We start from the raw sequence: 23,142 nt of genomic DNA, 5'->3' as shown, positions 1-23,142 counted from the left end.
GCCGAGGCGCACGTCTACCTGCGGCTGCTGCACCCCGACCTGGTCGGCGCCGACGACACCACCATCATCACCACCCTCACCGAAGAACTCCTCACCCCCAACAGATCCGGCCACGGGCCCGACGACGACGGACCCGACGACAGCGGGCCCGACGACAGCGGGCCCGACGACAGCGGGCCCGACGACAGCGGGCCCGACGACAGCGGGCCCGACGACGGTCCTGACGACAGCGGTCCTGACGACAGCGGTCCTGACGACAGCGGTCCTGACGACAGCGGTCCTGACGACAGCGGTCCTGACGACAGCGGTCCTGACGACAGCGGTCCTCGTGCTGCCGGTCCCGAGGACGGCGCGGGCGGCGCCGGGCCCGGCGCCGGTCCGGACGACGCGGCTGGCGGCGCGGGTCCCGACGACCCCCCGCGCGATGGCGGTGCCGACGAGGACCCGAACAACGACGGCTCTGCTGCTGGTGGCCCGAGCGCCCCTGACAGGAACCGTCCGCAGCACGGCCCTGGGGCCCGCGCCCACACCGACGCCCACACCGACGCCGGCCCCGGCCCCGGCCCCGGCCAGCGCGGCACCGACGACGGCGACCTCGACGAGCGCACCCCGAACGACCACGGCCACGGCTGCGGCGGCTCGGGCTCCGACGGGCGCGGCCCCGGCACGAGCGGCGGCGCAGACGGCCACGGACCTGCAGCCCACGCCGCCGACGGCGCTCGCCACGAGACCTCGCCGGACCGCGACACGCAGGACCACCACACCCCGGAGGACCCCGACCACCAGCCCAGCCCTCGCGACCACGAGAACGAGCCCACCGAGCACGAGCCGGGCGGGCACGAGCCGGGCGGGGTGGGGTCCGATCCGGGGTCGCTGGAGGACGGGGAGCCTCCCCCTGACGGTCCCGGGGAGCACCCGGGAGCGGAAGGCAGGTCCGGCAGGGCGCCGGTGGCGTTCCGGTCCGGGGTGGCGGTGCGCCTGGAGCTGACCACGCTGCTGCGCCGCGACCAGCGCCCCGGCGAGGTCCCCGGCTACGGCACCGTCGTCGCCTCCACCGCCCGCCACCTCGCCCGCACCCGCGACGGGGCCGCCACCCGCCTCCTGCTCTACGACCCCGACGGCCACCTCGAACACGTCCTGACCCTGCCCCCACTCGGGGCCCGCGGCGCCCGGCGCCGCGGCCGGCACCGCAAACAAGTCGTCGAACTCACCGCCCACACCCACACCCTCGACGACCTCGACCCCACCGAGCACCTCGGCCGCGACGCCACCCTGCTCACCACCGCCCACGCCGCGCTCGCCCGGGCCCGCGCCCGCCCCACCACCGAACACCCCGCGAACACCCACGCCGAGAGCCGCCGGCGCCACCCCGGCGCCGAGCTCGCCGCCTGGATCACCGCCCGCGACCAGACCTGCCGCTTCCCCGGCTGCGACCGGCCCGCGCTACGCGCCGACCTCGACCACACCCGCGACTGGCTCCACAGCGGCCCCACCCTCGCGAGCAACCTCGGCGCGCTCTGCGAATCCCACCACCGGCTCAAACACGAACACCCCGACTGGGCGCTGACCCAGCCCGAGCCCGGCACCTTCCTCTGGAGCGCCCCGACCGGCACCACCCACACCGTCACCGCCGCGCGGTACAAGCCCGCGCCCGCCCCCCTGGCCCCGACCGAGGCGCCGATGAGCATCCCCGACCTCGTCTACACCCCACCGCCGCGCACACCCCCGCCGTGGGCGGCCCGCCGCAACCAGCACGGCCACCTCACCGACCCCGCCTGCACCACCGCCGCCCGCCTGACCCAGGCCACTACCCACACCGCACCCCAGACCCCACCCAGCCCCTACGACCACGACCCCGACTTCTGAGACCAGGACCGCCGAGCCCACCGCGTAGAAAGGCGGGCATGACGACCACCCTGGCGATCACCGGCGCCACCGACGGCCTCGGCCGGGCCCTCGCGCTGCGTCTCGCGGCCGACGGCGACGTCCGGCTCGTGCTGCACGGCCGCGACCCCGCGAAGCTGGAGCGGGTCGCCCGCGAGGTCCGCGAAGCCGGTGCCCCGAAGCCCGTCACGGTCACTGCTGACCTCGCCGACCTCGCCCAGGTCGCCCGCCTGGCCGACGAGGTCACCGCCGCCGTCGATCGCCTCGACGTCCTCGTCAACAACGCCGGCATCGGCTCCGGCGAGCCCGACGGGCGCGAGCGGCGCACCAGCCACGACGGCCTCGAACTGCGCTTCGCGGTGAACTATCTCGCCACGTTCGTGCTCACCGAGAACCTGCTGCCGCTCCTCACGGCCTCCGCCACCGCGGACCGCGCGGCCCGCGTCGTGCACGTCTCGTCCCTCGGCCAGCACCCGCTGGACCTCGACGACCTCCAGCTCGAGCACGGCTACTCCGGCAGCCGCGCCTACGCGCAGAGCAAGCTCGCGCAGATCATGAACTGCTTCGACCTCGCCGGGCGCTTCCCGGCCGACCGGCTGACCGCGACGAGCCTGCACCCCGGCACCTACATGCCCACCAAGATCGTCCTGAACGAGGTCGGGCGCACCGTCGACACGCTCGACTCCGGGGTGGAGGCGACGCGACGGCTCGCGGTCGACCCGACGCTCGAGGGCACCACCGGCCGGTTCTTCGACCGCCTGCGCCCGGCACGGCCCAACCCGCAGGCCGACGACGCCGGCGTCCGGGACGCCCTGCGCGCCCGCAGCCTCGAGCTCGCCGCCGGGCACCTCACGACGACGCGCTGATCGTTGTGACGGTCGTCCCCGCCCGCACCGACGGGGTGGCGACCGCGGCCGTGAGACACTGGTGAGGACACGACGTCGGGCCTGCCTGTCCGGCGTACCTCCGCCCCGGGCGCGGCGCACAGCCCGCCGGGCGGCCACCCGGAACCAGGTGACTCTCCATCTCTGACGCTCCCCTGCCGTTCACCGCGCTGGGCGTCTCGCCCTCGGTCGCGACCGTCCTCGCGCAGCACGGCATCACCGAGCCGACCCCGATCCAGTCCGCGGCGATCCCCGACGCGCTCGCCGGACGCGACGTGCTCGGCCGCGGCCGCACCGGCAGCGGCAAGACCCTCGCGTTCGGTCTGCCGGTGCTCGCGAAGCTCGCCCGCTGCGACGCCCCGACCCGCCGCTCGCGGCCCCGGGCACTGGTGCTGCTCCCCACCCGTGAGCTCGCCAGCCAGGTCCGCGACGCGCTCGCCCCGCTCTCCGAGGCGCTCGGGCTCGAGCAGACCGTCGTGTACGGCGGCGTCGGGCAACGGCCCCAGGAGCAGGCGCTGCGCCGCGGCGTCGACCTCCTCATCGCCTGCCCCGGCCGCCTCGAGGACCTGATCGGGCAGGGGATCCTCGACCTCGACCACGTCGAGATCACGGTGCTCGACGAGGCCGACCACATGTCCGACCTCGGGTTCCTGCCGGCGGTCCGACGCCTCCTGCGCCGCACCCCGAGCGGCTCGCAGCGGCTGCTCTTCTCCGCGACGCTCGACGGCGAGGTCGACAAGGTCGTGCGGGAGTTCCTGCACAAGCCGGTGACCCACAGCGTCGACCGCGCGAGCGAGCCGATCCCGGACATGACCCACCACGTGTTCACCGTCCGCAAGGACGACCGCAACGCCGTGATCCGGGAGCTGGCCGGCGGCCACGGCCGCACCATGCTGTTCACCCGCACCAAGCACTCGGCGCGGCGGATCTCCCGCCAGCTGACGGCGGCGGGCATCCCCGCGAGCGAGCTGCACGGCAACCTCAGCCAGAACGCCCGCGACCGCAACCTCGGCCAGTTCCGCGACGGCGACGTCCGCGTGCTCGTCGCCACCGACATCGCGGCCCGCGGCATCCACGTCGACGACGTCGCGCTCGTGGTCCACGTCGACCCGCCGTCGGAGCACAAGGCCTACCTGCACCGGTCGGGCCGTACCGCCCGCGCCGGCGCCGCGGGCGACGTCGTGACGCTGGTCCAGCCGGAACAGCGTGAGGAGGTCGCGAAGCTCACCCGCAAGGCGGGCATCCGGCCCCGCGCGGCGGAGATCGGGCCGGGCGCCCACGAGATCGTCGACCTCGTCGGGGAGGCGGCGCCCCTCGCGGCCGCGCCGCCCCAGCCGCAGGCACAGCCCCAGGCCCAGGCCCAGGCCCGGTCGAAGCCGACGTCGCCGTCCCGGTCCCAGACCAAGCCGGCGCCCCGCACGGAGCACGGCCGGTCCGAGCAGGCCCGGTCCGAGCAGCGCACCGACCCGGGGCACCCCCGCCGCCGCGGCGGCCGGGGACGCGGCCGCCGGACCGGCACGACGGCGGGCGCGACCGGGAGCTCCTCGGGCGGCACCGCCGGCGCACGTCGGTCCCGCTGACGAGGAGCGGGGTCCGCGCCGGGCGGACCGCGGGCGACGAGGTGACGGTGCACCTGGCGACGCGGGAGAGCTGAGGCGCGGAAGAATCGGGGACCATTCCTCCCGCCGTACTCAACGTATAGCGGGGCAGGGGACTTGCGGCAAGACCCCGGTCCTCCCGCACCATCACGCGGCCGAATTCGAGCCGACGTGGGGGGCCGACCGACGTTCCGGGATCACGACCAGGAATTGTCCGCCGAGCGCGGGTACATCGCCGATCTGTACGTCCGACTCGACGCGGAACGCGCCCGGGTGGGCGAGGAGTACCGGGCCGCACTCGCCGACACCGGCTCCTCGCCGATGGACCGCGACGTCGCGGTGCGCGCCGCGGCGAAGCAGGCGAGGAGGCTCGACGTCGCGGACGACGGGCTCTGTTTCGGCCGCCTCGACTCGACGTCGGGCGACCATTCCTACATCGGCCGCCTCGGGATCCTCGACGAGGACGACGAGTACCGGCCGCTGCTGCTCGACTGGCGGGCCCCGGCGTCGCGACCCTTCTACGTCGCCACCGGCGCGAACCCGGAGGACGTGCGACGCCGACGGCAGTTCCACTCGCGCGGCCGGCGACTCGTCGACTTCACCGACGAGGTGCTCGGGCGCCCGCACGGTGACGGCGAGGGCGACGCCGACGCGGCCCTGCTCGCCGCGGTGAACGCCCCGCGCGGCGAGGGCATGCGCGACATCGTCGCGACGATCCAGGCCGAGCAGGACGAGATCATCCGGCTCGACCATCCCGGCGTCACCGTGATCGAGGGCGGGCCCGGGACGGGGAAGACGGTGGTCGCGCTGCATCGCGTCGCCTACCTGCTCTACACCCGGCGCGAGCGGATCGAGCGGCACGGCGTCCTCGTCGTCGGCCCCAACCCGACCTTCGGAGACCACATCGACCGGGTCCTGCCCTCCCTCGGCGAGTCCGACGTCGTGTTCACGACGACCGGCGGTCTCGTTCCGGGCCTGTCGGTCGCCGCGGAGGACACCCCGCAGGTGGCGCAGCTCAAGGGGTCGCTGAGCGCCCTCGACGTGCTCGCCGCCGCGGTCGCCGACCGGCAGCGGCTCCCCGAGGCGACGCTCCCGATCCGGCTCGGCGACGTCGCGCTGCGCATCGACGCCGAGACCGCGTCGTGGGGCCGGGAGGAGGCGCGCGCGAGCGGGCGGCCGCACAACGAGGCCCGGGAGGTGTTCCGCGAGATCGTCGCGTGGGCGCTCACCGAGCGGGCGATCATGCGGATCGGCCGGGGCTGGCTGACGCGGGAGGACCGCACGGCCTGGGAGGAGCTGCGTGCCGAGCTGCTCGCCGAGCTCGCCGACGACGAGGCCTTCCTCGCCGCCCTCGACCAGCTCTGGCCGGCGCTCACCCCGCAGGAGCTGCTCGCCGCGCTGCTCTCCTCGCCCGAGCGGCTGGCCGCGGCCGGGGCGGACCCGGCGTGGTGGCGGGCGGACGGCGCCGCGTGGACGGTGTCGGACGTCCCGCTGCTCGACGAGCTCGTCGACCTGCTCGGTCGTGATCCGACGGCGGAGCGGGCGGCCGAGCGGGCCGCCGAGGCGGAGCAGCGGGCGCGGGCCGAGTACGCGGCCGGGGTCATGGACGTCCTGAGACTCGACCACGAGGAGATGGACGAGGACCTCCTGGTCAGGGCGGACGACCTGATCCACGCCGAGGGCCTGGCCGACCGGTTCGTCGACCGGGACACCCGCGAGCTCGCCGAACGGGCCGCCGCCGACCGCGACTGGACCTACCGGCACGTCGTCGTCGACGAGGCGCAGGAGCTGTCGGAGATGGACTGGCGGGTGCTGATGCGGCGCTGCCCGGACCGGTCGTTCACCGTCGTCGGCGACCTCGCGCAGCGGCGGTCGGCCGCCGGGGCGAGGTCCTGGGCCGCGGTGCTGGACCCGTATGTGCCCGGCCGCTGGGCGTACCGGTCGTTGTCGGTCAACTACCGCACGCCGGCGGAGATCATGGCCGTGGCGGCCGCGCTGCTCGCCGAGCTCGCCCCGGACGTGACGGCGCCGGAGTCGGTCCGGGCGAGCGGGGTCCGGCCCTGGGCCCGGCCGGTCACCGACGACGACCTGCCGCGCGCGATCGCGGAGTTCGCCGACGACGAGGCCCGGCGCGAGGGGACGAGCGTGGTGATCGGACCGCCCGACGTCCCCGGGGCGGTGCCGCCCGCGGAGACCAAGGGGCTCGAGTTCGACGCCGTGCTCGTCGTCGACCCGGCCCGCATCCTGGACGGGCCCCGCGGCGCAGCGGAGCTCTACGTCGCGCTCACCCGCGCGACGCAGCGGCTCGGCGTCCTGCACCGGGACCCGCTGCCGCGGGCGCTCGCCGGCCTGGAGACGGCGCTCAGCGCGGGGTGAGCCGGAAGGCCCGCGCGCCGTCCACCCAGGCCCGGTGCAGGTCGTCCGCCTTCGGCCGGCCGTCGTCGTCGAACCCGATGCCGTTGAAGTCGGCGAAGCGGCGGTTGTCGCGGGCCATCGTCGTGTAGGCCTCGGTGACGCCGGGCTCGTCGGTGATGGCCTCGACGTCGGCGGGACGGCGTCGCCCCCGCAGCCGGATCGTGACGGGCTCGCCCGTGCGCAGGTTGCGGCCCCACGCGAAGGGCGTGCCGACGAGGAGGTCCGCGCCGGCGCGGGTGTAGGCGACGGGCACGTCGTAGCGGGTGCCGCTGCGCCGGCCCACGACCTCGATGACGACGAGCCGCGCCCCGACCACCCGGGCGAGCAGCGGGACGCGCAGCAGCCCGCGGACCACCCGGTTGACCAGCGACTGCCCGGGCAGCGTGTGCGCGGAGGGACTGGGTGCCGACACCGCGACCACCTCTATCGATACGAGTGCGTTTCGTTGACGATCGATACGCTAGCGGCTCGATCGACGGGAGGGAAGACGGTGACGGAGACGCGCGCGCCGGTCGGCCGCGGGATGCGGGCCCGACGACGGGTGCTCCGGGCGGCCCTCGACGTGCTCGCCGACGACGGGATGCCCGGCTTCACGATCGAGTCGGTCGCCCGCCGGGCCGGTGCGAGCAAGGCGACCGTCTACCGGCACTGGGCGTCGCCGTCGGCGCTGCTCGTCGACGCCATGGACGCCGAGTTCCGGCCCCTGGCGGACGTCGACACCGGCGACCTGCGGGCCGACCTCGTCGCCCTCCTGTCGTTGTTCGCCGCCTCGCTCACCGGGTCGCCGTTCCCGCAGCTCATGGCCGCGTTCACCGACGCGGCCGAGCGCGACCCCGCGCTCGGGGAGATGCACGCCGAGCTCACCCGCCGTCGTCGGGAACCGCTGCTCCGGGTCCTGACGGCGGCCGTCGCCCGCGACGAGCTCCCGCGCGGCACCGACGCCGACCTCGTCGTCGACCTGCTCGCCGCGCCGTTCTTCTACCGGCGGCTCATCGCCCACCAGGACATCCCGGAGGACTTGGCCGGCCGCGTCGTCGACCACGTCCTCGCGGGACTGCGGCCGGGTGAAGCTGTTGTGGTGCGCGCGAAGACGCCGACTTTGGGCGCTCGCCGCAGCGATCGTCAAGGCAACTGAGGCGACTAGCTTGGGATCAAGTTCCAGGCAAGTTAGGCTGCACAACTCTCTGCACGGAAGTACGCCGGACAGACCCTGAGGGATATAGCAGTTCGGCTGAAATTGAGCCGAGGGAAACCCTCGCTCGCCAATACCTCGTCATGAATTGCAAGAGTCGAGCTGATAGGGGTTAGGTCTGAAAGTTGAGGAATCGAGACCCGGAAACTCAGCTGTGAAGAACGTATCCCACTGGCGACTCGTGATAAGCGTTACAAGCGACTGGGTTATTGCCTGACACGCGGCTACATCACCCTTCGGGAGCCCGATGCCATACCGCTCGTACTGCCCGAAGCGAATATTGGGAAGAACGGCAACCGCGGTCGAGGCGTCGAGCTGAAAGCCGTAGAGCACCAATTGATCAGTCGTGACCGCGTCCACCTGCCCTTCCTCTAGGTCCTTTACGCACTCAGCTCCACTGTCCTCAGTGGTTATCGTTGCCCTGCCGTTCAAAGGTGCGAGTTGACGGAAGGAAGTGCTGCCGGTAAGGGTGCATACGGTCTTACCAACAAGGTCGTCCGCGCTAGAAATTCGAGTATCGCCAGCTCGGACCATCACGCCTTGCTGGGTTATCATGTAAGGACCCGCGAACGATACGCGATTCTTCTTTTCGTCGACGATGGAGTAGGCCTCCACAACCATCTGCACGCGACCGCTCTCCAAGGCGTCCTCTCTTTGCTTGATGAGGAGCGGTACCGGGATAGGATAGAACCCGCGTTGCGTATTGTTGGCGAGCCACTGAAACAGGTCCACATCGAAGCCCTTACTCTGATTCGAACCTGGCGCGAACTGAGCGATGTGCGGCAAATCGGTAGCGGTTCCGATATACACGTTCTGCCCCGTGAAAACGGGTGGCACTGGCGGCGGTGCCGCGTTCGAAGAGGGAGCGAGCACCGGCCCGGGAGGCGGCGGTGACCCACAGGCCGACATTAGAATCAGGATTCCGCCGGCGGCAAGAACGCGCCACGCATGCCGCAAATAGAGGTTCATTGTGCCTCCAGGACTATCTATCGAAGAGTGTAGGATTAACCACGATGATGCGAACTTGACATGTTTCCGCTAAGCCACCCGGCAAGGTAACAGCTAGCCGCAATTTCACCCCAGTTTGCACAGAATCTACTCTGAACCTTAGTTCCTCATTATTGCTAGTAGCGGGGAACCCCTCGATCGCTCGCCCATTTACGAGGAGCGTGCTAGCAAGGCGGACATTGTCTTCGCAGTCGCCGGTGGGATTCATATTCTCGACGATAGGCGTGACCGACAGATACCTCCTGTTGGGAGGGCTTTCCGCCACTGACACGTCCGCCAGGTCCCCCGAGTGCAAAATTTCCCCGGGGATTTTCGGGTCTCCACCAACCCGTGTCGCTAGCAAAGGGCTTGGTAGTTGCACGTCCGAACGTACTAAGTTGATCCCAAGCAGCACTAAAGTGGCCACGGCCCCCATGGTCAAGATTGCAGAAGCTATTATCCATCCGAGCCGTCTAAACTTGGCCCTCACGCGGCGCCTCGGCAGGCGGGGAATCAAGTAGATCGAGTACGCGACCAAGATCGAGGCAAAGCCAAGGTATGTAGACGCTCCTTGCAGAATGGCGTTTCCCTTAGCGCCCGCATTAACGCCCCATATGACAAGGATGGCCGATACGATGAGGAGGGAGGGGAAGACGAGGTAAAGCAGCACCTGTGGAGTTCGAGGGTCCGACGGGTCTGTTTCGGACGGCTTTTTTCCTGCCGGGTTCGACACACCGGGTTCATCGTCGCGTTCGACGGTCAAGGGCCCCCCAAGGATCGCGTCGAACGACCATCGCCTCTGAGAGCCCCGACGTTACGGCTTGTGGGTGTTCGTGGGAAGACGACCTACTCAAACTACAACCAGACCCCGTTGTTACCACATAGTAGCATTTGCAGGAAAGATGCACATGCTAGTGAACTCTAAGCCGCCGCCCTCTGGTACCGGGAGAAGAGATCCGTTAGGTAATGATCGCTTCTTTTGCTACACAAACGAGCGGAACAGCCGCACTCCCCCCGAAATACATGGGACAGACTGGCGTGAAACGGCGAATTCCGTATTCGCTCGATCGGATAAGGGCTCCAGCAGATTTTTCCGCAGAACGCTTCCGTGGACATTCGAGTAGGGAGAACCCCCGCGGACCGGAGGGTTCCCCCCGCGGCGGGCGGGGGCGCGCACGATCGTCCCGGCGACGTGGTCGGGACAGGCTTCGAGGCGACACCGAACGGGCCCGGACCGAGGCCCCGGAACTCCGAGGAGCCTCCGATGACCTTCGAGCCCCGCACCGTGCGCCCCCCGACGGCGCCCGGTCCCGTGCCCCCGCCGCCCCCGGTGCGGCGCCCGCGCCGACCCGTCGTCGGGAAGATCGTCGCCGGGGCGGTCGCCGTCGCCCTGGTCGCCGGGGGCGCGGGCGCCTGGGTGGCGTTCTCCGGGGCCGGCGAGGCCGCCGCGGTGCAGTCCACCTCGTTCGCCGGGAGCGACCCGACGACGGTGCCGTTCGGGACCGACGCGCCGCAGGTTGCCACCGTGGCCGCCACCGGCCCGCAGGCCGGGGACACCCCCGCGATGTACGCCGCGACCACCCCGCCGTCCTGCGACACCACCGCGTACATGGCCGCGCTACAGGCCGACCCGGCGAAGCTGGCGGCGTTCGGCGGCGTCTTCGGGCTCGGGCCCGCCGACGTCCCCGCGTTCGTGCGGAGCCTCTCGCCGGTCGTGCTGCGGGCCGCCACCTCGGTGACCGACCACCCCTTCACCGACGGCGCGTTCGTCGAGCGGCCCGCCGTCCTCGCGCCCGGCACCGCGGTGCTGGTCAACAGCTACGGCGAGCCCACGGTCAAGTGCTACAACGGCAACCCGCTCACCGCGGGCGCCACCGTCCCGAACGCCGTCACGGTCACCCCGACCGCGATGACGACCTTCCACTTCACGACGATCGCCGGCAGCGGCACCGTCGACGTGCCCACCCCGCGTGACCCCAAGCCGCACCCGGGCCCGAACCCGGCCCCCAACGCCCGCTACAACTATGACGGGTCCGTGCTGCTCTCCGACGGTCGGATCGTCAAGGCCGACGGCACCGTGGTCATGCCCAAGGCGCCGATCCCGGCGGGCGCGGTGAAGAACCCCGACGGGTCGTTCAGCCTCGGGGGCAAGGTCTTCAACCCCGACGGCACCGAGCGGACGGCCATTGTCATCCCGCCGCAGACGATCCAGCTGCCGGTCGGCGGGACCACCACGGTCCCCGGCTTCACCATCCGGCTCGACGGCGAGGCGGTCGACGCCTCCGGCACGCCGCTCGCGCCGCAGCCCACGATCATCCGCAACTACGACGGCACCGCGACCGTGATCAGCGGCGGCGAGGTCGTCGTCTGGGGGACCGACGGGAACTTCCGCTCCAAGTTCCGGGTCGAGCCGCCGAACAAGGTCAACCCCGACGGCTCGATCACGACGCCGGACGGCGGCATCCTCAACCCCGACGGCTCGACGAAGCGCACCCCGGTGACGCTCCCGGGCGGCGGGACCACGGTGCAGCCGAACGGCGGCGAGGCCCCGCAGGGCAAGGACCACGCGAAGGACCCGGCGCAGGGGACCGCGACCGGGCAGACCGTCCCGGTGTGCCCGAAGGTCGTCACCGACGCCGCGTCCGGGTGCGGAGTTGCGACGGGCTCCGCGGACTCGGCCGCGAAGGGGTCGGGGACCACCGGCACCGGGACCACCGGCACCGGAGCCACCGGCACCGGCGCGACGGGCACGGGTTCCGACAACACCTCGACGTCGACGTCCGGCTCCGACGACTCCTCGAAGGCCTCGGGCTCGGGCTCCACCTCCGGCTCTTCGAGCAGCGGTTCCTCCTCGAGCGGCGCGAAGAACACGTCGAAGGGAGGCTCCGACTACTGATCCGATCCGAACCGACCGACGGACGCCCGGCCCCAGCCCTGGGGCCGGGCGTCCGTCGCGTCCCGGGGGTCTCGCGATGAGACGCCGATCACGGCACCATTCACGACCATGAGCGCCGGCGACGCCCCGACCCTCCTCCGCGCCCCGGGTCCGGTGGACGGCACCGGGATCGGCGCCTACCGCGAGTACCTGGCCTCGGCCCACGGGCTGGAGTTCGAGGACTACCAGGCCATGTGGCGCTGGTCGGTGGCCGACCCGGAGGCGTTCTGGGGCTCGATCTGGGACCACTACGGGGTCCCGGGGACCTACGAGCGGGTGCTCGGGTCCTCGGCGATGCCGGGCGCGGACTGGTTCCCCGGGGCCCGCGTGAACTACGCGGCGCACATGCTGGGGACCGACGAGGACACCGACCGCGTCGCGGTCATCGCCCGCTCGCAGACCCGCGGGCCTCGGGAGCTCACCTTCGGCGAGCTGCGCGAGCAGGTCGGACGCGCCCGCGCCGGCCTGGTGCGCCTCGGCGTCGGGGAGGGCGACCGGGTCGTCGGGTACCTGCCGCACGTCCCGGAGACGCTCGTCGTGTTCCTGGCCGCGGCGAGCCTCGGCGCGATCTGGGCGTCGTGCGCGCCGGAGTTCGGCGCCCGCAGCGTCGTCGACCGGCTCTCCCAGCTCGAGCCGACCGTGCTGCTCGCCGTCGCGTCGTACCGGTACGGCGACAAGGAGATCGACCAGCGCGACGAGCTGGCGCGCATCCGCGAGGGGCTGCCGAGCGTGCGCCACGTCGTCGGGCTGGACTACGGGCCGCACCCGGTGCCGGACGCGACGACCTGGGACGAGCTGCTCGCCGAGCCCGGGCCGCTGGACTTCGTCGAGCTCCCCTTCTCCCACCCGCTCTACGTGCTGTTCTCCTCCGGGACCACCGGGCTGCCGAAGGCGATCGTCCACGGCCACGGCGGCATCCTGCTCGAGCACCTGCGGCTGTTCGGCCTGCACTTCGACATCCGCCCCGGCGACCGCACGCTGTGGTTCACCACCACCGGCTGGGCGATGTGGAACATCACGATCTCGGTGCTGCTGCACCGCGGGGCCCTCGTCATGCTCGACGGCAACCCGCTGTTCCCGGACCTCGAGGAGCAGTGGCGGCTCGCGGCCGAGACCGGCGTCGCGCTGCTCGGCACCAGCCCCGGGTTCCTCACCGCCTGCCGCAAGGAGGGCGTCGTGCCCCCGCGGTGGCCGCAGCTGCGCCAGCTGGGGACGACCGGCGCGCCGCTGCCGCCGGAGGCGTTCGACTGGGTCTACGAGCACCTCGGACCCGACCTCGTCCTCAACCCGTTCAGCGGCGGCACCGACGTGTGCAGCGGCTTCGTCGGCGGCGGGCCCTGGCAGCCGGTGTGGCGCGGTGAGATGGCCGGCGCCGGGCTCGGCCACGACGTCGCCGCATTCGACGAGGACGGCAACTCCGTGGTCGAGCAGCTCGGCGAGCTCGTCGTGCGGGCCCCGATGCCGTCGATGCCGGTCGGGTTCTGGAACGACCCCGACGGCGAGCGCTACCGCGAGGCCTACTTCGACGTCTACCCCGGCATCTGGCGCCACGGCGACTGGGTGCGATTCACCGAGCGGGGCAGCTGCGTGATCACCGGGCGCTCCGACGCGACGCTGAACCGCGGCGGCGTACGGCTGGGCACCGCGGAGTTCTACGACGTCGTGGAGGACATGCCCGAGGTGGCCGACTCGCTCGTCGTGCACCTGGAGGACGACCAGGGCGGGAACGGGGAGCTGCTGCTCTTCGTCGCGCTCGCCGACGGCGCCGAGCTCGACGACGACCTGCGCGCGCGGATCGCCCGCGGGCTGCGGCGGAACCTGTCGCCCCGGCACGTCCCGGACCTCATCGCGGCCGTCCCGGCGGTGCCGCGCACGCTGACCGGCAAGAAGCTGGAGCGCCCGATCAAGCAGGTGCTGCGCGGCCGGCCCGTCGAGGAGGTGATCAGCCCCGACGCCGTGGCCGGGGCCGACGCCGTGCCGGCCTTCCGGGACGCCTACCGCTGACGTGCGGGACCTCGGGTCCAGGGGCGTGCAGCGTCCGGCGGTCACGCTGTCGAGGTGCCGACGGACGAGGTGATCGACCGGGCCCGACGACCTGCTGGAGCCGCTGGCGGTCGACCACGGCTCCGTGCCGTGGCAGGTCGAGGCGCTGCTCATGCTCGACCGCCCGGTCGACTCGCCGTCGACGACACCGGCTTCGCAGTGGACGACCACGTCGGCTAGGTCCGCTCCTCCGGCGTCGCAGCGGCCCGGAAAGGGCCCTCGAGGCGTTCGTCGTCAGCCCCGAGCACCGACTCGAACGGGACCCGCTGCGAGGAGATCGCACAGCTCCCCAAGTTGCGGCCCCCGCGCCAACGCCTCGGTCATGCCGCCCACCAGACCGGTCAGGTTCATCATGACGGGGTGCTCGAGACCGGCGTCGGCATATCGCCCGAGGCGATCGGCCACCTCGCTCGGGTTGCCCATGAAGACGTATTCCTCGAGCAGTTCGAACGGGATGCGAGGTGCGAAGTCCCGCAGGACGTCGGGATCGAGTCGATGCGGGATGATGTCGATGTATGCCCGGCCGCTCTCGCCCGCGGGGCTGGGCAGCCCGTATCTCGCCCACGCGGCGGCCGGCGCCATCCACAGCGCGAAGAGCTTCGCGAGAGGACTGGCTTCGAACATCTCTCGGAGCCGAGCACGGCTCTCACCCAGGACCAGGAAGACGAAAAGGGCAGCCTCCGGATCGGGCCGTCCTGCCCGCCGGGCCTGCTCCAGTACCTCGGCGTTGAGCTGGCCGTACTCCTCGGCGGTGGGCGCGTCGACAGGCAGCCAGCCGTCTCCGTAGCGGCCGACCAGACGGAGCATGCGCGGACGGTGGGCCGCGATCCACACACTTGGCGGCCCGGTCTCGGATTGGAGTGGCAACCCCAGGCGCCCACCATGGCGAGGCATCGTGCCCTGGTCGAGGAGCTCCCGCAGGTCGGCGAGAAACGCTTCGGTCGCCGCCACCGGCCGCTCGAAGGGATATCCGAACGGGACGAGGTTCTCCGCCTCGCCGGCCCCTACCCCTAGGTTGAACCCGCCCTTGCAGAGGTGTTGCAGGCTCAGCGCCGAGCGGGCGACGTCGGCGGCGCCCCGTCTGATCCCGTCCGTGACGGCGATGCCCAACGGTAGATCGGTCGAGCGGGCGGCCCACGCGCAGAGACAGAACGGATCGAACAGACCGTCGGGGTCGGGGGCCAGCTGTGCGAACTCCATCTCCCGGTACAGCGTGGGATGGAAGACGCCCAGCAGGTGGTCGAACGACCACAGCGAGTCGGCATTCACGGATCGGGCGGCGTCGATCGTCATCTCGGCGCCGACCGTCGGAAAGAAGGGTGGGAAAACGAGTCCGAGCTTCATGGTGTGATCACCGATCCTGGGCCGACTTCGCTGGTGGGTCGCCTCGTCGGAATTGATCCACCACGACACCGGGACTATTCCCGCGATACGTACGGCCCACAATCGAGAGTGACAGCCGAAGTGGAGGCCGCAATCGTCCGACTCGGTGACAACGCCACAGCGCTGTCGGCTCTCCGGGCGAAAATCGTCCGAACTACTCGCGGTATGCTCATGATGTGCGGCGGTCCGTGACAATCGTGCACGGCCGGCGCTCCCGCCGGACGATCAGAGCGCCGCGGTCTTGCCCGGCTGCCGAGTGTTTCCACGATCGGATACGACCGTGCTGGTCTGCGCCGGTTCGGCGATCGACGTCGTTGCACAAGAGCCTGGCCTGCCTCGGGGGCCCTAGGCTCCCCGTTCGTGACCTCGGTCTCCAACGACGCCGGGCACTGGCAGCGACGGCGACGGCGGAGGCCACGCAGGCCGCCACAGCGGACAAGCCGGCAGCAGCGGCTGAACCAGCCGACGCGCACGTCGACGCCCTCCAGGCGGCGGCGTCGCCCAGACACGGCCGCTCCGGCGCCCCCGGACGGCAGCAACCACCACCATCGAACACACAGTGCTGGAGGAACAGTGGCGGCCTGGCAGCTCGGAGACCCACTACCGGCCCCGCGGCCCCCGCAGGGCAACTACGTGCCGGCCGTGCACGTCGGGGATCTGCTATTCCTGTCCGGAGCGGGCCCGGCACTACCGGAGGGCGGATGGGTCCTGGGCAAGATCGGACCGGGTGGGCTCGACCTCACCGCCGCGCAGGCCGCGGCCCGGCTGACCGGGCTGCAACTGCTGGCCACGATGCGGGCCGAGCTGGGCGGGCTCGATCGAGTCGAGCGGGTGGTGAAGTTGTTCGGCATGGTGAACTGCGCGCCGGGGTTCACCGCGACTCCCCAGGTCATCGACGGCTGCTCGGACGTGCTCGTCGAGGTCCTCGGGGACCGGGGCCGGGGAGCGCGCTCCGCGGTGGGGCTGGCCGAGCTGCCCATCGGGATCGCCGTCGAGATCGAAGCCGTCGTCCAGGTCAAGGCCCGATAGCGCCTGGCAGGATCGACGATGGTCGCCCTGACCGCGGCCGGCCTCGGCGCTCGTCGCGCCCGGCTCGTCCACGTGTCTTTCAGAGAGCTCGTCGGGGCGGCACGATGACGCCCCACCGTCGTCGGGGTTTGCTCAGATCGGGCTGACCGGTTTGCTGCGCCGGTGGCGACGTGGGCCGGGCAGGCAGGCGAGCCGCGCGGGTACTCAGCGCGGGGCCGCGGCGCGGACGTGCCGTGCAGCACGGTGTCGACACCGGTACCCGACCAGTGCAGCGCGCGGCGTCCCCAGGGCCAGTCGAGCAACCGCGGCGGCTCGAGCTCGGCGACGTCATCCCGATCCGAGCGATGCGGTGAGGCCCCCACCGTCGCCGCGCTGGTCGTGACCCATTCCCCCACCTCGGGACGGTGCGCGAACGCGTCCAGGCCGGCGAGGTCGTCGAACGCGGAGACGTCGTTTCGCACCACACGACCCGCACCGCACCACGGCGCCGGAAGCGGTCAGCGACGGCGGGTCCCGAAGAACTCGTCGAGGGTGACCGGCTGCAGGCCCCGGTCCCTGATGATGCTGCTGATCTGGTCGAACAGCCCGAGGACCGTCGGGTGGTTGGCGTGGCCGAGCACGATCCGCCCGGCGGTCAGGTATCGCCGGGCCTGGTCGAGCAGGAATTGCGGCGTGACGACGGTGGAATCCCCGTAGGAGCCGGTCCACATCACGGGTCTCGTGAAGCCGACGTCCCGGGCGACGGCGTCCACGGCGGCGTTGTGCGCCCCGAACGGCGGGCGCCAGTAGGGCCGCGAGGTGGTCGCGAACGTGGCCGCGATCCACTGCTCGTTGCGCTCGAGCTCCTCCCTGATCCGACCCGCCGGTATCTGCGTCAGCCATCGGTGGCTGAAGGTGTGGTTCATGATCTGCACCTGGCCTGCGTCGATCAGTGGCCGCAGCACTCCTGCCTGCGGGGCCCAGGCGCTCGCGTAGGTCCCGTTGGGGCCGAACGTCAGGTGGACGCCCGTGCGGCGCGCGAACTCGACGTAGCCCGCCACGACCTGGGGCGCGTAGCCGTCGTCGATGGTCAACGCGATCGGCTTGCCGGGCGGGGGCGGCACGACCTGGGTCCTCGCCACCGGGGTCGGGGGCGCCGCGATCGCCGAACCGTCCCGCCCGGGTCCGGCCGCGATCCCCGGGCCGCCTGGCCGGGGTGACGCGGAGACCGTGCCTTCGGCCCATCCGCTCAGCCAGGCCGCCAACCCCACCCCGAGCATCGTCACCACGCTGCGGCGGGACAGGCCGGCCCCGGACGGCATCCGCACCCGCGGGGCTCCGCCCTGCCCCGTCCCCCCTGCGCTGCCGTCCACGTCGTCCCCTCCGACCGTGCCCCACACCGACCCTCTCCCGAGCGTTCCGAGATCGGTCCGGGACGCGCAAGGAGCGCCGGACCCGACTCCGGTCCCGGCCTTGCTCGGCCGCCGTCGCCGACACGGTTGCGGCGTCACGGGAACAGCCGGCGTCGACCAGAGCCATGCCGACCTCGCCGGCGAGCAGGTCAACCACATCTCAGGGCAGATGCTCCGCTCGATGGCGATCCGGAGTCGGCGACGTGGTGCATCCTCAGCCGGTGGACAGCAACGATGCGGTCATGCCTGCGGCCTTCCTCGGGCACGGCAACCCAATGAACGCGTTGGCGGTCAATCGCTACACCACCGCCTGGCACTCACTGGGGACGACGGTTCCCCGTCCCCGGGCGATCCTGGTGATCAGCGCGCACTGGTACGTCAACGCCACCGCGGTGACCGCGATGCCCCGGCCGCGCACCATCCACGACTTCTACGGGTTCCCGCCCGAGCTCTTCGACGTCGACTACCCCGCTCCGGGGCTCCCAGAGCTCGCCGACGAGGTCAGCGAGGCCGTGCACCCCACCTGGGTCGGTGCCGACGTCGACAGCTGGGGCATCGACCACGGCACCTGGTCGGTACTGCTGCACGCGTTCCCCGACGCCTCGATCCCGGTGGTGCAGCTGAGCATCAACGCCGAGAAGCCGCTCGACTACCACCTCGAGCTCGGCGCCAAGCTCGCCCCGCTGCGCCGTCGGGGAGTCCTGATCATCGGTAGCGGCAACGTGGTGCACAACCTCGGGGCGATGAGCTGGGGCCTCGCCGACGACGGCTACGACTGGGCCCAGCGCTTCAGCGAGGCCTCCCGCGAGCGGATGCTCACCGCGCCGACGGAGTTCGCCGCACTCGATGCCCACGCCGACTTCCGGCACGCCGTGCCGACCCCCGATCACTTCATCCCGGCGCTGTACTTCGCGGGGCTGGCCGGCGCCGACGAAGCGCCCGAGATCGACGTCCTGGTCGACGGCTACGCCTACGGGTCGTTGTCGATGACGGCTTACACCCTCGGCGCGCCCTGCTCCGGCAGCTCCGTCGACACCGGGGTTCCGCAACCGCCCGCCGACCTCCCTCCCGACGCGTCCAACATCTGACGTCCGTTCGACCCCGAGGTCGCAGCGCGGACGACCGTCTCCGCAGCTCGACGGCTTGTGGGCCCCGTGGGACTCGAACCCACAACCAGCGGATTGTCGTCCGGCGTTGGTTGGCTCATCGCGTTGATGACAACACAGCCTGGCTGACCTGCGAGAACGCCTACAGAGCGGCCCGGCGGCTCCGTACTCGTGACAGGGGCCGCCGGGCCGTTTCTCATGGGTACCTCATGGGCCGATCTTGGTCCGCCGGGCGACGCCTGGCGTCAGTTCGACCACGCGGAGCACTGTACCTGTGCACCTCGGTCGGTCGCGGTCTGCACGACGGCACCGGATGCGTCCCGGAGGGTGCACGTGATCCACGTGTCGCCCTTGTCGCTGCCCGAGTAGGCCGACACGCGCTGCGCCTTCCCGTTCGGCTCGGGCTCGACGCGGAGACTCCAGGGGGCGGTAACGGCGCTTCCCGCGAGCGTCCCAAGCCGCTCGAGGTCGCCGTTGGACGCGATGTAGTCGAGCCCCGACACGGGATAGTTGCTCGATACCTCGTAGACGTAGGCGGCGGACTGGGCCCGCGTCTCCCGAGCGACCGGGTACGGGAGACCGACGTAGCTTCCTGGGAAGAACGGCAGCTGGGTGGTGATGGGGTAGGTCGGCTCGGACCTGTAGGGCTGTGCCGGTGCCGCCGCGCCGGAGAGCAAGACTGCGGCCCCTGCCACCACGATGAGCGCCAGAACGGCGCTCACCAGCCTCGACGGCTTGCGCGTCCGCACGTGCTGCCCGCCAGCGCTCACGGTCCTAGGTCCCCTCTGGGTGCCACTTCAGATCTCGGTCACCGCTCGATTCGGGATCTCTTGACCCGGTGTTACTCCCTCTTTGGAAGATCACTCGACTCAGACCCGGCGGACGTACGCACCGGCCACGTCGGCCGCACGGTCTATCGCCATGCCGCAGGCCCCGGCCTCGGGGTCTCTCCCTCGGCGGCGCGGTCTCTGACCTGCCGGGCCGCTCGTGCGGGTGCAAGCGCCCCTCACGTCGTCGACCGCCAGCTGTGGTGCCTGGTGGCGCTTGCGGCCGTGCGGGCGGTCTGGCAGCCCTCGGGCGCGTCGTCGTGGGTGAGGCCCCGTCCCGACCACCACTGCTCCCCCACACCCGCGCTGCTCGAGCTCGTCGGGTGCTTTCATCCCTGACCTCCGGCCCCACACTGGCGGCATCTCCGATGAACACTGGCCGCACAGTGACGATGACGGGCGCAGCGTTATGGTGGCGGCCGCCATCGACGCCGACCTTCCTGACGAGGTCGTCTTCGGCTACTACCCCGTCGTCGAGCACGAGGTCGCCCTGGCCGGCGGGGCCTTGCTCTCGGTGTTCGCCGCTCGGCCTGAGACGACGGGGCCTACCGTAAGCGCACCGTCTACGAGTGGCGCCGCACCGGCTACGGCCCGCGTGGTCGCCGAGTCGGCCGCTGGCTGCGCTACGACCCCGGCGAGGTCCGCGCCTGGTTCGCCGACCTCGACGACCGGCCGGCGGCGGGCTGAAGCGATGCCCCGTCCGCCCATGCCCGTTGGTACCTACGGCCACATCCGCGTCCAGGGCACCAAGGGCAAGTACCGGGCCATCGCGCTCTTCCGGGACCTCGACGGCAAGACGCGCCAGGTCGAGCGAGGCGGAACGACCAAGGTGCAGGCCACGGATGCCCTCAAGCTCGCGCTGAGAGACCGCGCCCGCCTCGGCACCGGCATCACCGAGGAGACCCGCCTCGAGGAAGTCGCCTCGCTCTGGTTCGCGTCGGTCGAGCGCGCTGTGGAAGCCGGGGAGCGCTCCCCTGGCACGGCCGAGCTCTACCGCCGCCAGATGGAGTCCGTCGTCGTTCCTGGTGTCGGCTCGCTGCGGGTCCGGGAGGCCACCGTCCCGGTGCTCGACTCCTTCGTCCAGACCGTCCGCGCTCGTCGAGGTCCGGCGGCCGCCAAGCTCGCCCGCTCCGTGCTCTCCGGAGTCATGGGCCTGGCCGTCCGCCACGGTGCCGTCCGCCTCCAACCCGGTCCGCGACCTCAGCCCGGTCCACGCCGGCCGACGGAAGCCGACACGGGCCCTCACCCTCGCTGAGTGCCGGGCCTGGCTCGCCCAGCTCGAGGCCGACGAAGCCGCGCGGGACAAGGACCTCCCGGACCTGTGCCGCTTCATGCTGGCCACCGGAGTCCGCATCGGGGAGGCCCTGGCGGTCGCCTGGCCGGAGGTCGACCTCGAGGCCGCCACCGTCGACGTGTCCCGGACCCTCATCCGCCTCACCGGCGTGGGCCTTGTTCGGAAGTCGACCAAGACCGAGGCCGGAGAGCGCCGACTGATCCTGCCCCGCTTCGCCCTCGAGATGCTTCGCGAGCGGAACCCCGACGGCGACGCCATGGGCCCGGTCTTCCCCGACACCCTCGGCGGCTGGCGCGACCCGTCCAACACCCGCCGCGCCCTCCGGGACGCCCGGGGCTCCAAGGGCTTCGCCTGGGTGACCAGCCACGTGTTCCGCAAGACCTGCGCCACCGTGCTCGACGGCGCCGGCCAGTCGCCCCGCGCGATCGCCGACCAGCTCGGGCACGCGCAGGTCTCGATGACCCAGAACTTCTACTACGGCCGCCGGATCGCGAACCCCGGCGCGGCCTCTGCCCTCGACGCCTGGCACGACCGAGAGGACGAATCCCATGGGTAAGTCATGGATGCCGAACGACCCCGCCACCGTCACACCAACGCTGACCTGCGGAGAGGGTGGGCCCCGTGGGACTCGAACCCACAACCAGCGGATTAAAAGTCCGATGCTCTGCCCATTGAGCTAGAGGCCCGCTGGTCGGGAAGCCTAGCGTCGTCGTCACCTGCTCCACTCGGCGCACTCGGTCCTCCACTCGGCGCGCGACGCCTGCTCGGGAGCGTGCCCGGAAGCGGACAGCTCGGGCACAACCGGTTGCCTCGCTGCCTCCGAGGTCACGCAACGACCATCCCCTCGCCGGGCAACCTCGGACGGTCCGGCGTCCACGCGCCGGCTTGATAGGCCGAAAGTGCAGGTCAACGGCTTGCGACACGCCGCGTCCAGCCGCGCCGGCCACCGGGCGTCACCACCCGGGACACGACCCACCGTGATGCGGCCGATCGCGATCGGTGACCTGACCGAGACGTATCGTCGTCGCCGGTCCTGCTCCACGGCGGGGCCGATCACTGCAGCGTTCGTTCGGGAAGGACTCGAGTTGGGTCGTCACCAGAAGCACTCCGACCGCCGCGTCACGCGCGCCCTGCTCACGGGCAGCGCTGTGGGCGTCGGGGTGCTCCAGGCCGCGGTGCCCGCGCTCGCGGCGCCTGCCGCACCCCCGCCCGCGCCCGCACCGGCCGCCGCCCCGGCGCCCGCCACCGGCCCGGCGAAGGCGCCGTGCGAGGCGGCCGCCAAGGCCTGTGTCTCGATCTCGCAGCAGAAGGCGTGGCTGACCGACGGGAAGGGCAACGTGACCCGCGGCCCCGTCACCGTCACCACGGGCGGTCCCGGCAACGAGACGCCGCAGGGCGTGTTCCACGTGATGTGGAAGGACCAATACCACCACTCGCGGGAGTACAACCAGGCGCCGATGCCGTACTCGGTGTTCTTCGCGCCGGGCGACGCCTTCCACGGCGGCAGCCTGCAGCGCGCCTCGGCCGGCTGCGTGCACCTCGGGGACGAGGACTCCAAGGCGTTCTTCAACTACCTGCAGGTCAATGACGAGGTCCAGGTTCTGCCCTGAGTGAGGAGGCCAGACGCATGTCGATGGCCCTGGTGATGTCCGAGATGCCCGACGTCTACCGCCGCGTGCTCGCCGAGCACGTGCCCGACGCCGCGGGACGCTGCAACGCATGCCGCAACGTCTCGGGCGAGACGGCGTCGTGGCCCTGCCAGACCTACAAGGTCGCGCAGGAGGCCAAGTGGGTCGGCGAGGGCAACCTGCCCGGCACCGGCCCCCACGGTTCGGTCAGCCCGACTCCCTCGTCCGCGCCGGCCGGCCGGTCCGAGGCCCCGTACTCGCTGGACGCCCCGCGCACCGGCGACGTGCCGGGCTTCGGCTTCGCCGACCTGCCCCTCGGGGAACGGCCGGAGGGCGGGCGCCGTCGTCGTCGGGAGGACGACGACGCGGCCCCGTTCGGCTCGCAGTTCGACGCCCCGTACGGCGCGTCGTTCGGGGTCGACGACCGGCCCCGCCACGCCGCTCGCTAGGTCACGACCAGCCCGACGTCGGGCGCGGCGCATGCGTGAGCGGCGCCGTCCTCGCGTCGGATGCCAGGAACGTGCCATTGCCGTCACGAGGCACCGG

At 71.8% G+C, this 23,142-nt stretch carries 17 protein-coding genes, 1 tRNA gene and 1 pseudogene; 13 read left to right on the top strand and 6 right to left on the bottom strand.

The features are described from left to right. The 4 genes and pseudogenes from HH311_RS28465 to helR form a co-directional block, all read left to right on the top strand. Nucleotides 1-1,866: pseudogene (locus tag HH311_RS28465) on the top strand (hypothetical protein); the annotation flags it as partial. Between the two features lie 38 nt (nt 1,867-1,904). Beyond that, nucleotides 1,905-2,750 (top strand): SDR family NAD(P)-dependent oxidoreductase, encoded by an 846-nt coding sequence (locus HH311_RS28460; protein ID WP_169187095.1) that lies wholly within the window; start codon nt 1,905-1,907, stop codon nt 2,748-2,750. A 293-nt stretch (nt 2,751-3,043) separates the two neighbouring features. After that, a complete protein-coding gene (locus HH311_RS28455) occupies nt 3,044-4,348 on the top strand; it encodes a DEAD/DEAH box helicase (protein WP_396027469.1) in 1,305 nt (434 codons plus the stop codon). A 228-nt stretch (nt 4,349-4,576) separates the two neighbouring features. Further along, nucleotides 4,577-6,742: an RNA polymerase recycling motor ATPase HelR gene (helR, locus tag HH311_RS28450; RefSeq protein ID WP_169187094.1), complete on the top strand. Its 2,166-nt coding sequence runs from the start codon at nt 4,577-4,579 to the stop codon at nt 6,740-6,742. On the opposite strand, the gene HH311_RS28445 is transcribed toward helR, so the two are convergent. Next, nucleotides 6,729-7,193: a hypothetical protein gene (locus tag HH311_RS28445; RefSeq protein WP_211190929.1), complete on the bottom strand. Its 465-nt coding sequence runs from the start codon at nt 7,191-7,193 to the stop codon at nt 6,729-6,731. The two genes, helR and HH311_RS28445, sit on opposite strands and share 14 nt — an antisense overlap. A 78-nt stretch (nt 7,194-7,271) precedes the next feature. On the opposite strand from HH311_RS28445, the gene HH311_RS28440 reads away from it, so the two are divergent. Then, on the top strand, nt 7,272-7,916 hold the full coding sequence (locus HH311_RS28440; protein WP_169187093.1) for a TetR/AcrR family transcriptional regulator: 645 nt from the start codon (nt 7,272-7,274) through the stop codon (nt 7,914-7,916). A gap of 138 nt (nt 7,917-8,054) precedes the next feature. On the opposite strand, the gene HH311_RS28435 is transcribed toward HH311_RS28440, so the two are convergent. Further along, complete coding sequence (locus HH311_RS28435) at nt 8,055-8,783, bottom strand: transporter substrate-binding domain-containing protein (RefSeq protein ID WP_169187092.1); 729 nt, start codon at nt 8,781-8,783, stop codon at nt 8,055-8,057. Nucleotides 8,784-10,224: 1,441 nt separating this feature from the next. Between HH311_RS28435 and HH311_RS28430 the strand changes: the two genes are divergently transcribed. Further along, on the top strand, nt 10,225-11,856 hold the full coding sequence (locus tag HH311_RS28430) for a DUF6777 domain-containing protein (protein ID WP_169187091.1): 1,632 nt from the start codon (nt 10,225-10,227) through the stop codon (nt 11,854-11,856). A gap of 108 nt (nt 11,857-11,964) precedes the next feature. After that, on the top strand, nt 11,965-13,899 hold the full coding sequence (locus tag HH311_RS28425; protein WP_169187090.1) for an acetoacetate--CoA ligase: 1,935 nt from the start codon (nt 11,965-11,967) through the stop codon (nt 13,897-13,899). A gap of 273 nt (nt 13,900-14,172) precedes the next feature. Here the strand turns inward: HH311_RS28425 and HH311_RS28420 are convergent, their stop codons facing one another. Continuing rightward, nucleotides 14,173-15,282, bottom strand: a complete 1,110-nt coding sequence (locus HH311_RS28420; RefSeq protein ID WP_211190928.1) for an LLM class flavin-dependent oxidoreductase — start codon at nt 15,280-15,282, stop codon at nt 14,173-14,175. Nucleotides 15,283-15,894: 612 nt separating this feature from the next. On the opposite strand from HH311_RS28420, the gene HH311_RS28415 reads away from it, so the two are divergent. Next, nucleotides 15,895-16,350 carry a RidA family protein gene (locus HH311_RS28415; RefSeq protein WP_169187089.1) on the top strand — a complete coding sequence of 152 codons (456 nt, stop codon included), beginning with the start codon at nt 15,895-15,897 and terminating at the stop codon, nt 16,348-16,350. Between the two features lie 497 nt (nt 16,351-16,847). On the opposite strand, the gene HH311_RS28410 is transcribed toward HH311_RS28415, so the two are convergent. Then, nucleotides 16,848-17,702 carry a polysaccharide deacetylase family protein gene (locus HH311_RS28410; RefSeq protein WP_312030468.1) on the bottom strand — a complete coding sequence of 285 codons (855 nt, stop codon included), beginning with the start codon at nt 17,700-17,702 and terminating at the stop codon, nt 16,848-16,850. 260 nt (nt 17,703-17,962) lie between these two features. Here HH311_RS28410 and ygiD point away from each other — a divergent pair, with 260 nt between their 5' ends. Further along, nucleotides 17,963-18,829: a 4,5-DOPA dioxygenase extradiol gene (gene ygiD / locus HH311_RS28405; protein WP_312030467.1), complete on the top strand. Its 867-nt coding sequence runs from the start codon at nt 17,963-17,965 to the stop codon at nt 18,827-18,829. 263 nt (nt 18,830-19,092) lie between these two features. Here ygiD and HH311_RS28400 read toward each other — a convergent pair whose 3' ends face one another. After that, nucleotides 19,093-19,617: a hypothetical protein gene (locus tag HH311_RS28400; RefSeq protein ID WP_169187088.1), complete on the bottom strand. Its 525-nt coding sequence runs from the start codon at nt 19,615-19,617 to the stop codon at nt 19,093-19,095. Nucleotides 19,618-20,380: 763 nt separating this feature from the next. Here HH311_RS28400 and HH311_RS32295 point away from each other — a divergent pair. Then, nucleotides 20,381-20,929, top strand: coding sequence for a phage integrase central domain-containing protein (locus HH311_RS32295; RefSeq protein ID WP_248304321.1), 549 nt, complete (start codon nt 20,381-20,383; stop codon nt 20,927-20,929). Continuing rightward, complete coding sequence (locus tag HH311_RS32290) at nt 20,844-21,524, top strand: site-specific integrase (RefSeq protein ID WP_312030466.1); 681 nt, start codon at nt 20,844-20,846, stop codon at nt 21,522-21,524. The genes HH311_RS32295 and HH311_RS32290 overlap by 86 nt, the downstream gene beginning before the upstream one ends. 57 nt (nt 21,525-21,581) lie before the next feature. On the opposite strand, the gene HH311_RS28390 is transcribed toward HH311_RS32290, so the two are convergent. Continuing rightward, a tRNA-Lys gene (locus HH311_RS28390) sits at nt 21,582-21,654 on the bottom strand. Nucleotides 21,655-22,053: 399 nt separating this feature from the next. On the opposite strand from HH311_RS28390, the gene HH311_RS28385 reads away from it, so the two are divergent. Further along, the gene (locus HH311_RS28385) at nt 22,054-22,578 is read left to right on the top strand and encodes a L,D-transpeptidase (RefSeq protein WP_169187087.1); all 525 of its coding nucleotides are present in this window, start codon (nt 22,054-22,056) and stop codon (nt 22,576-22,578) included. A 17-nt stretch (nt 22,579-22,595) separates the two neighbouring features. Beyond that, nucleotides 22,596-23,045, top strand: a complete 450-nt coding sequence (locus HH311_RS28380) for a hypothetical protein (protein WP_169187086.1) — start codon at nt 22,596-22,598, stop codon at nt 23,043-23,045. Nucleotides 23,046-23,142 lie beyond the last annotated feature (97 nt).

The organism is Actinomycetospora sp. TBRC 11914 (assembly GCF_012933465.1).
In the GTDB taxonomy this organism is placed as follows: Bacteria; Actinomycetota; Actinomycetes; order Mycobacteriales; family Pseudonocardiaceae; genus Actinomycetospora.
This window is presented reverse-complemented; position numbering and strand designations above follow the sequence as displayed.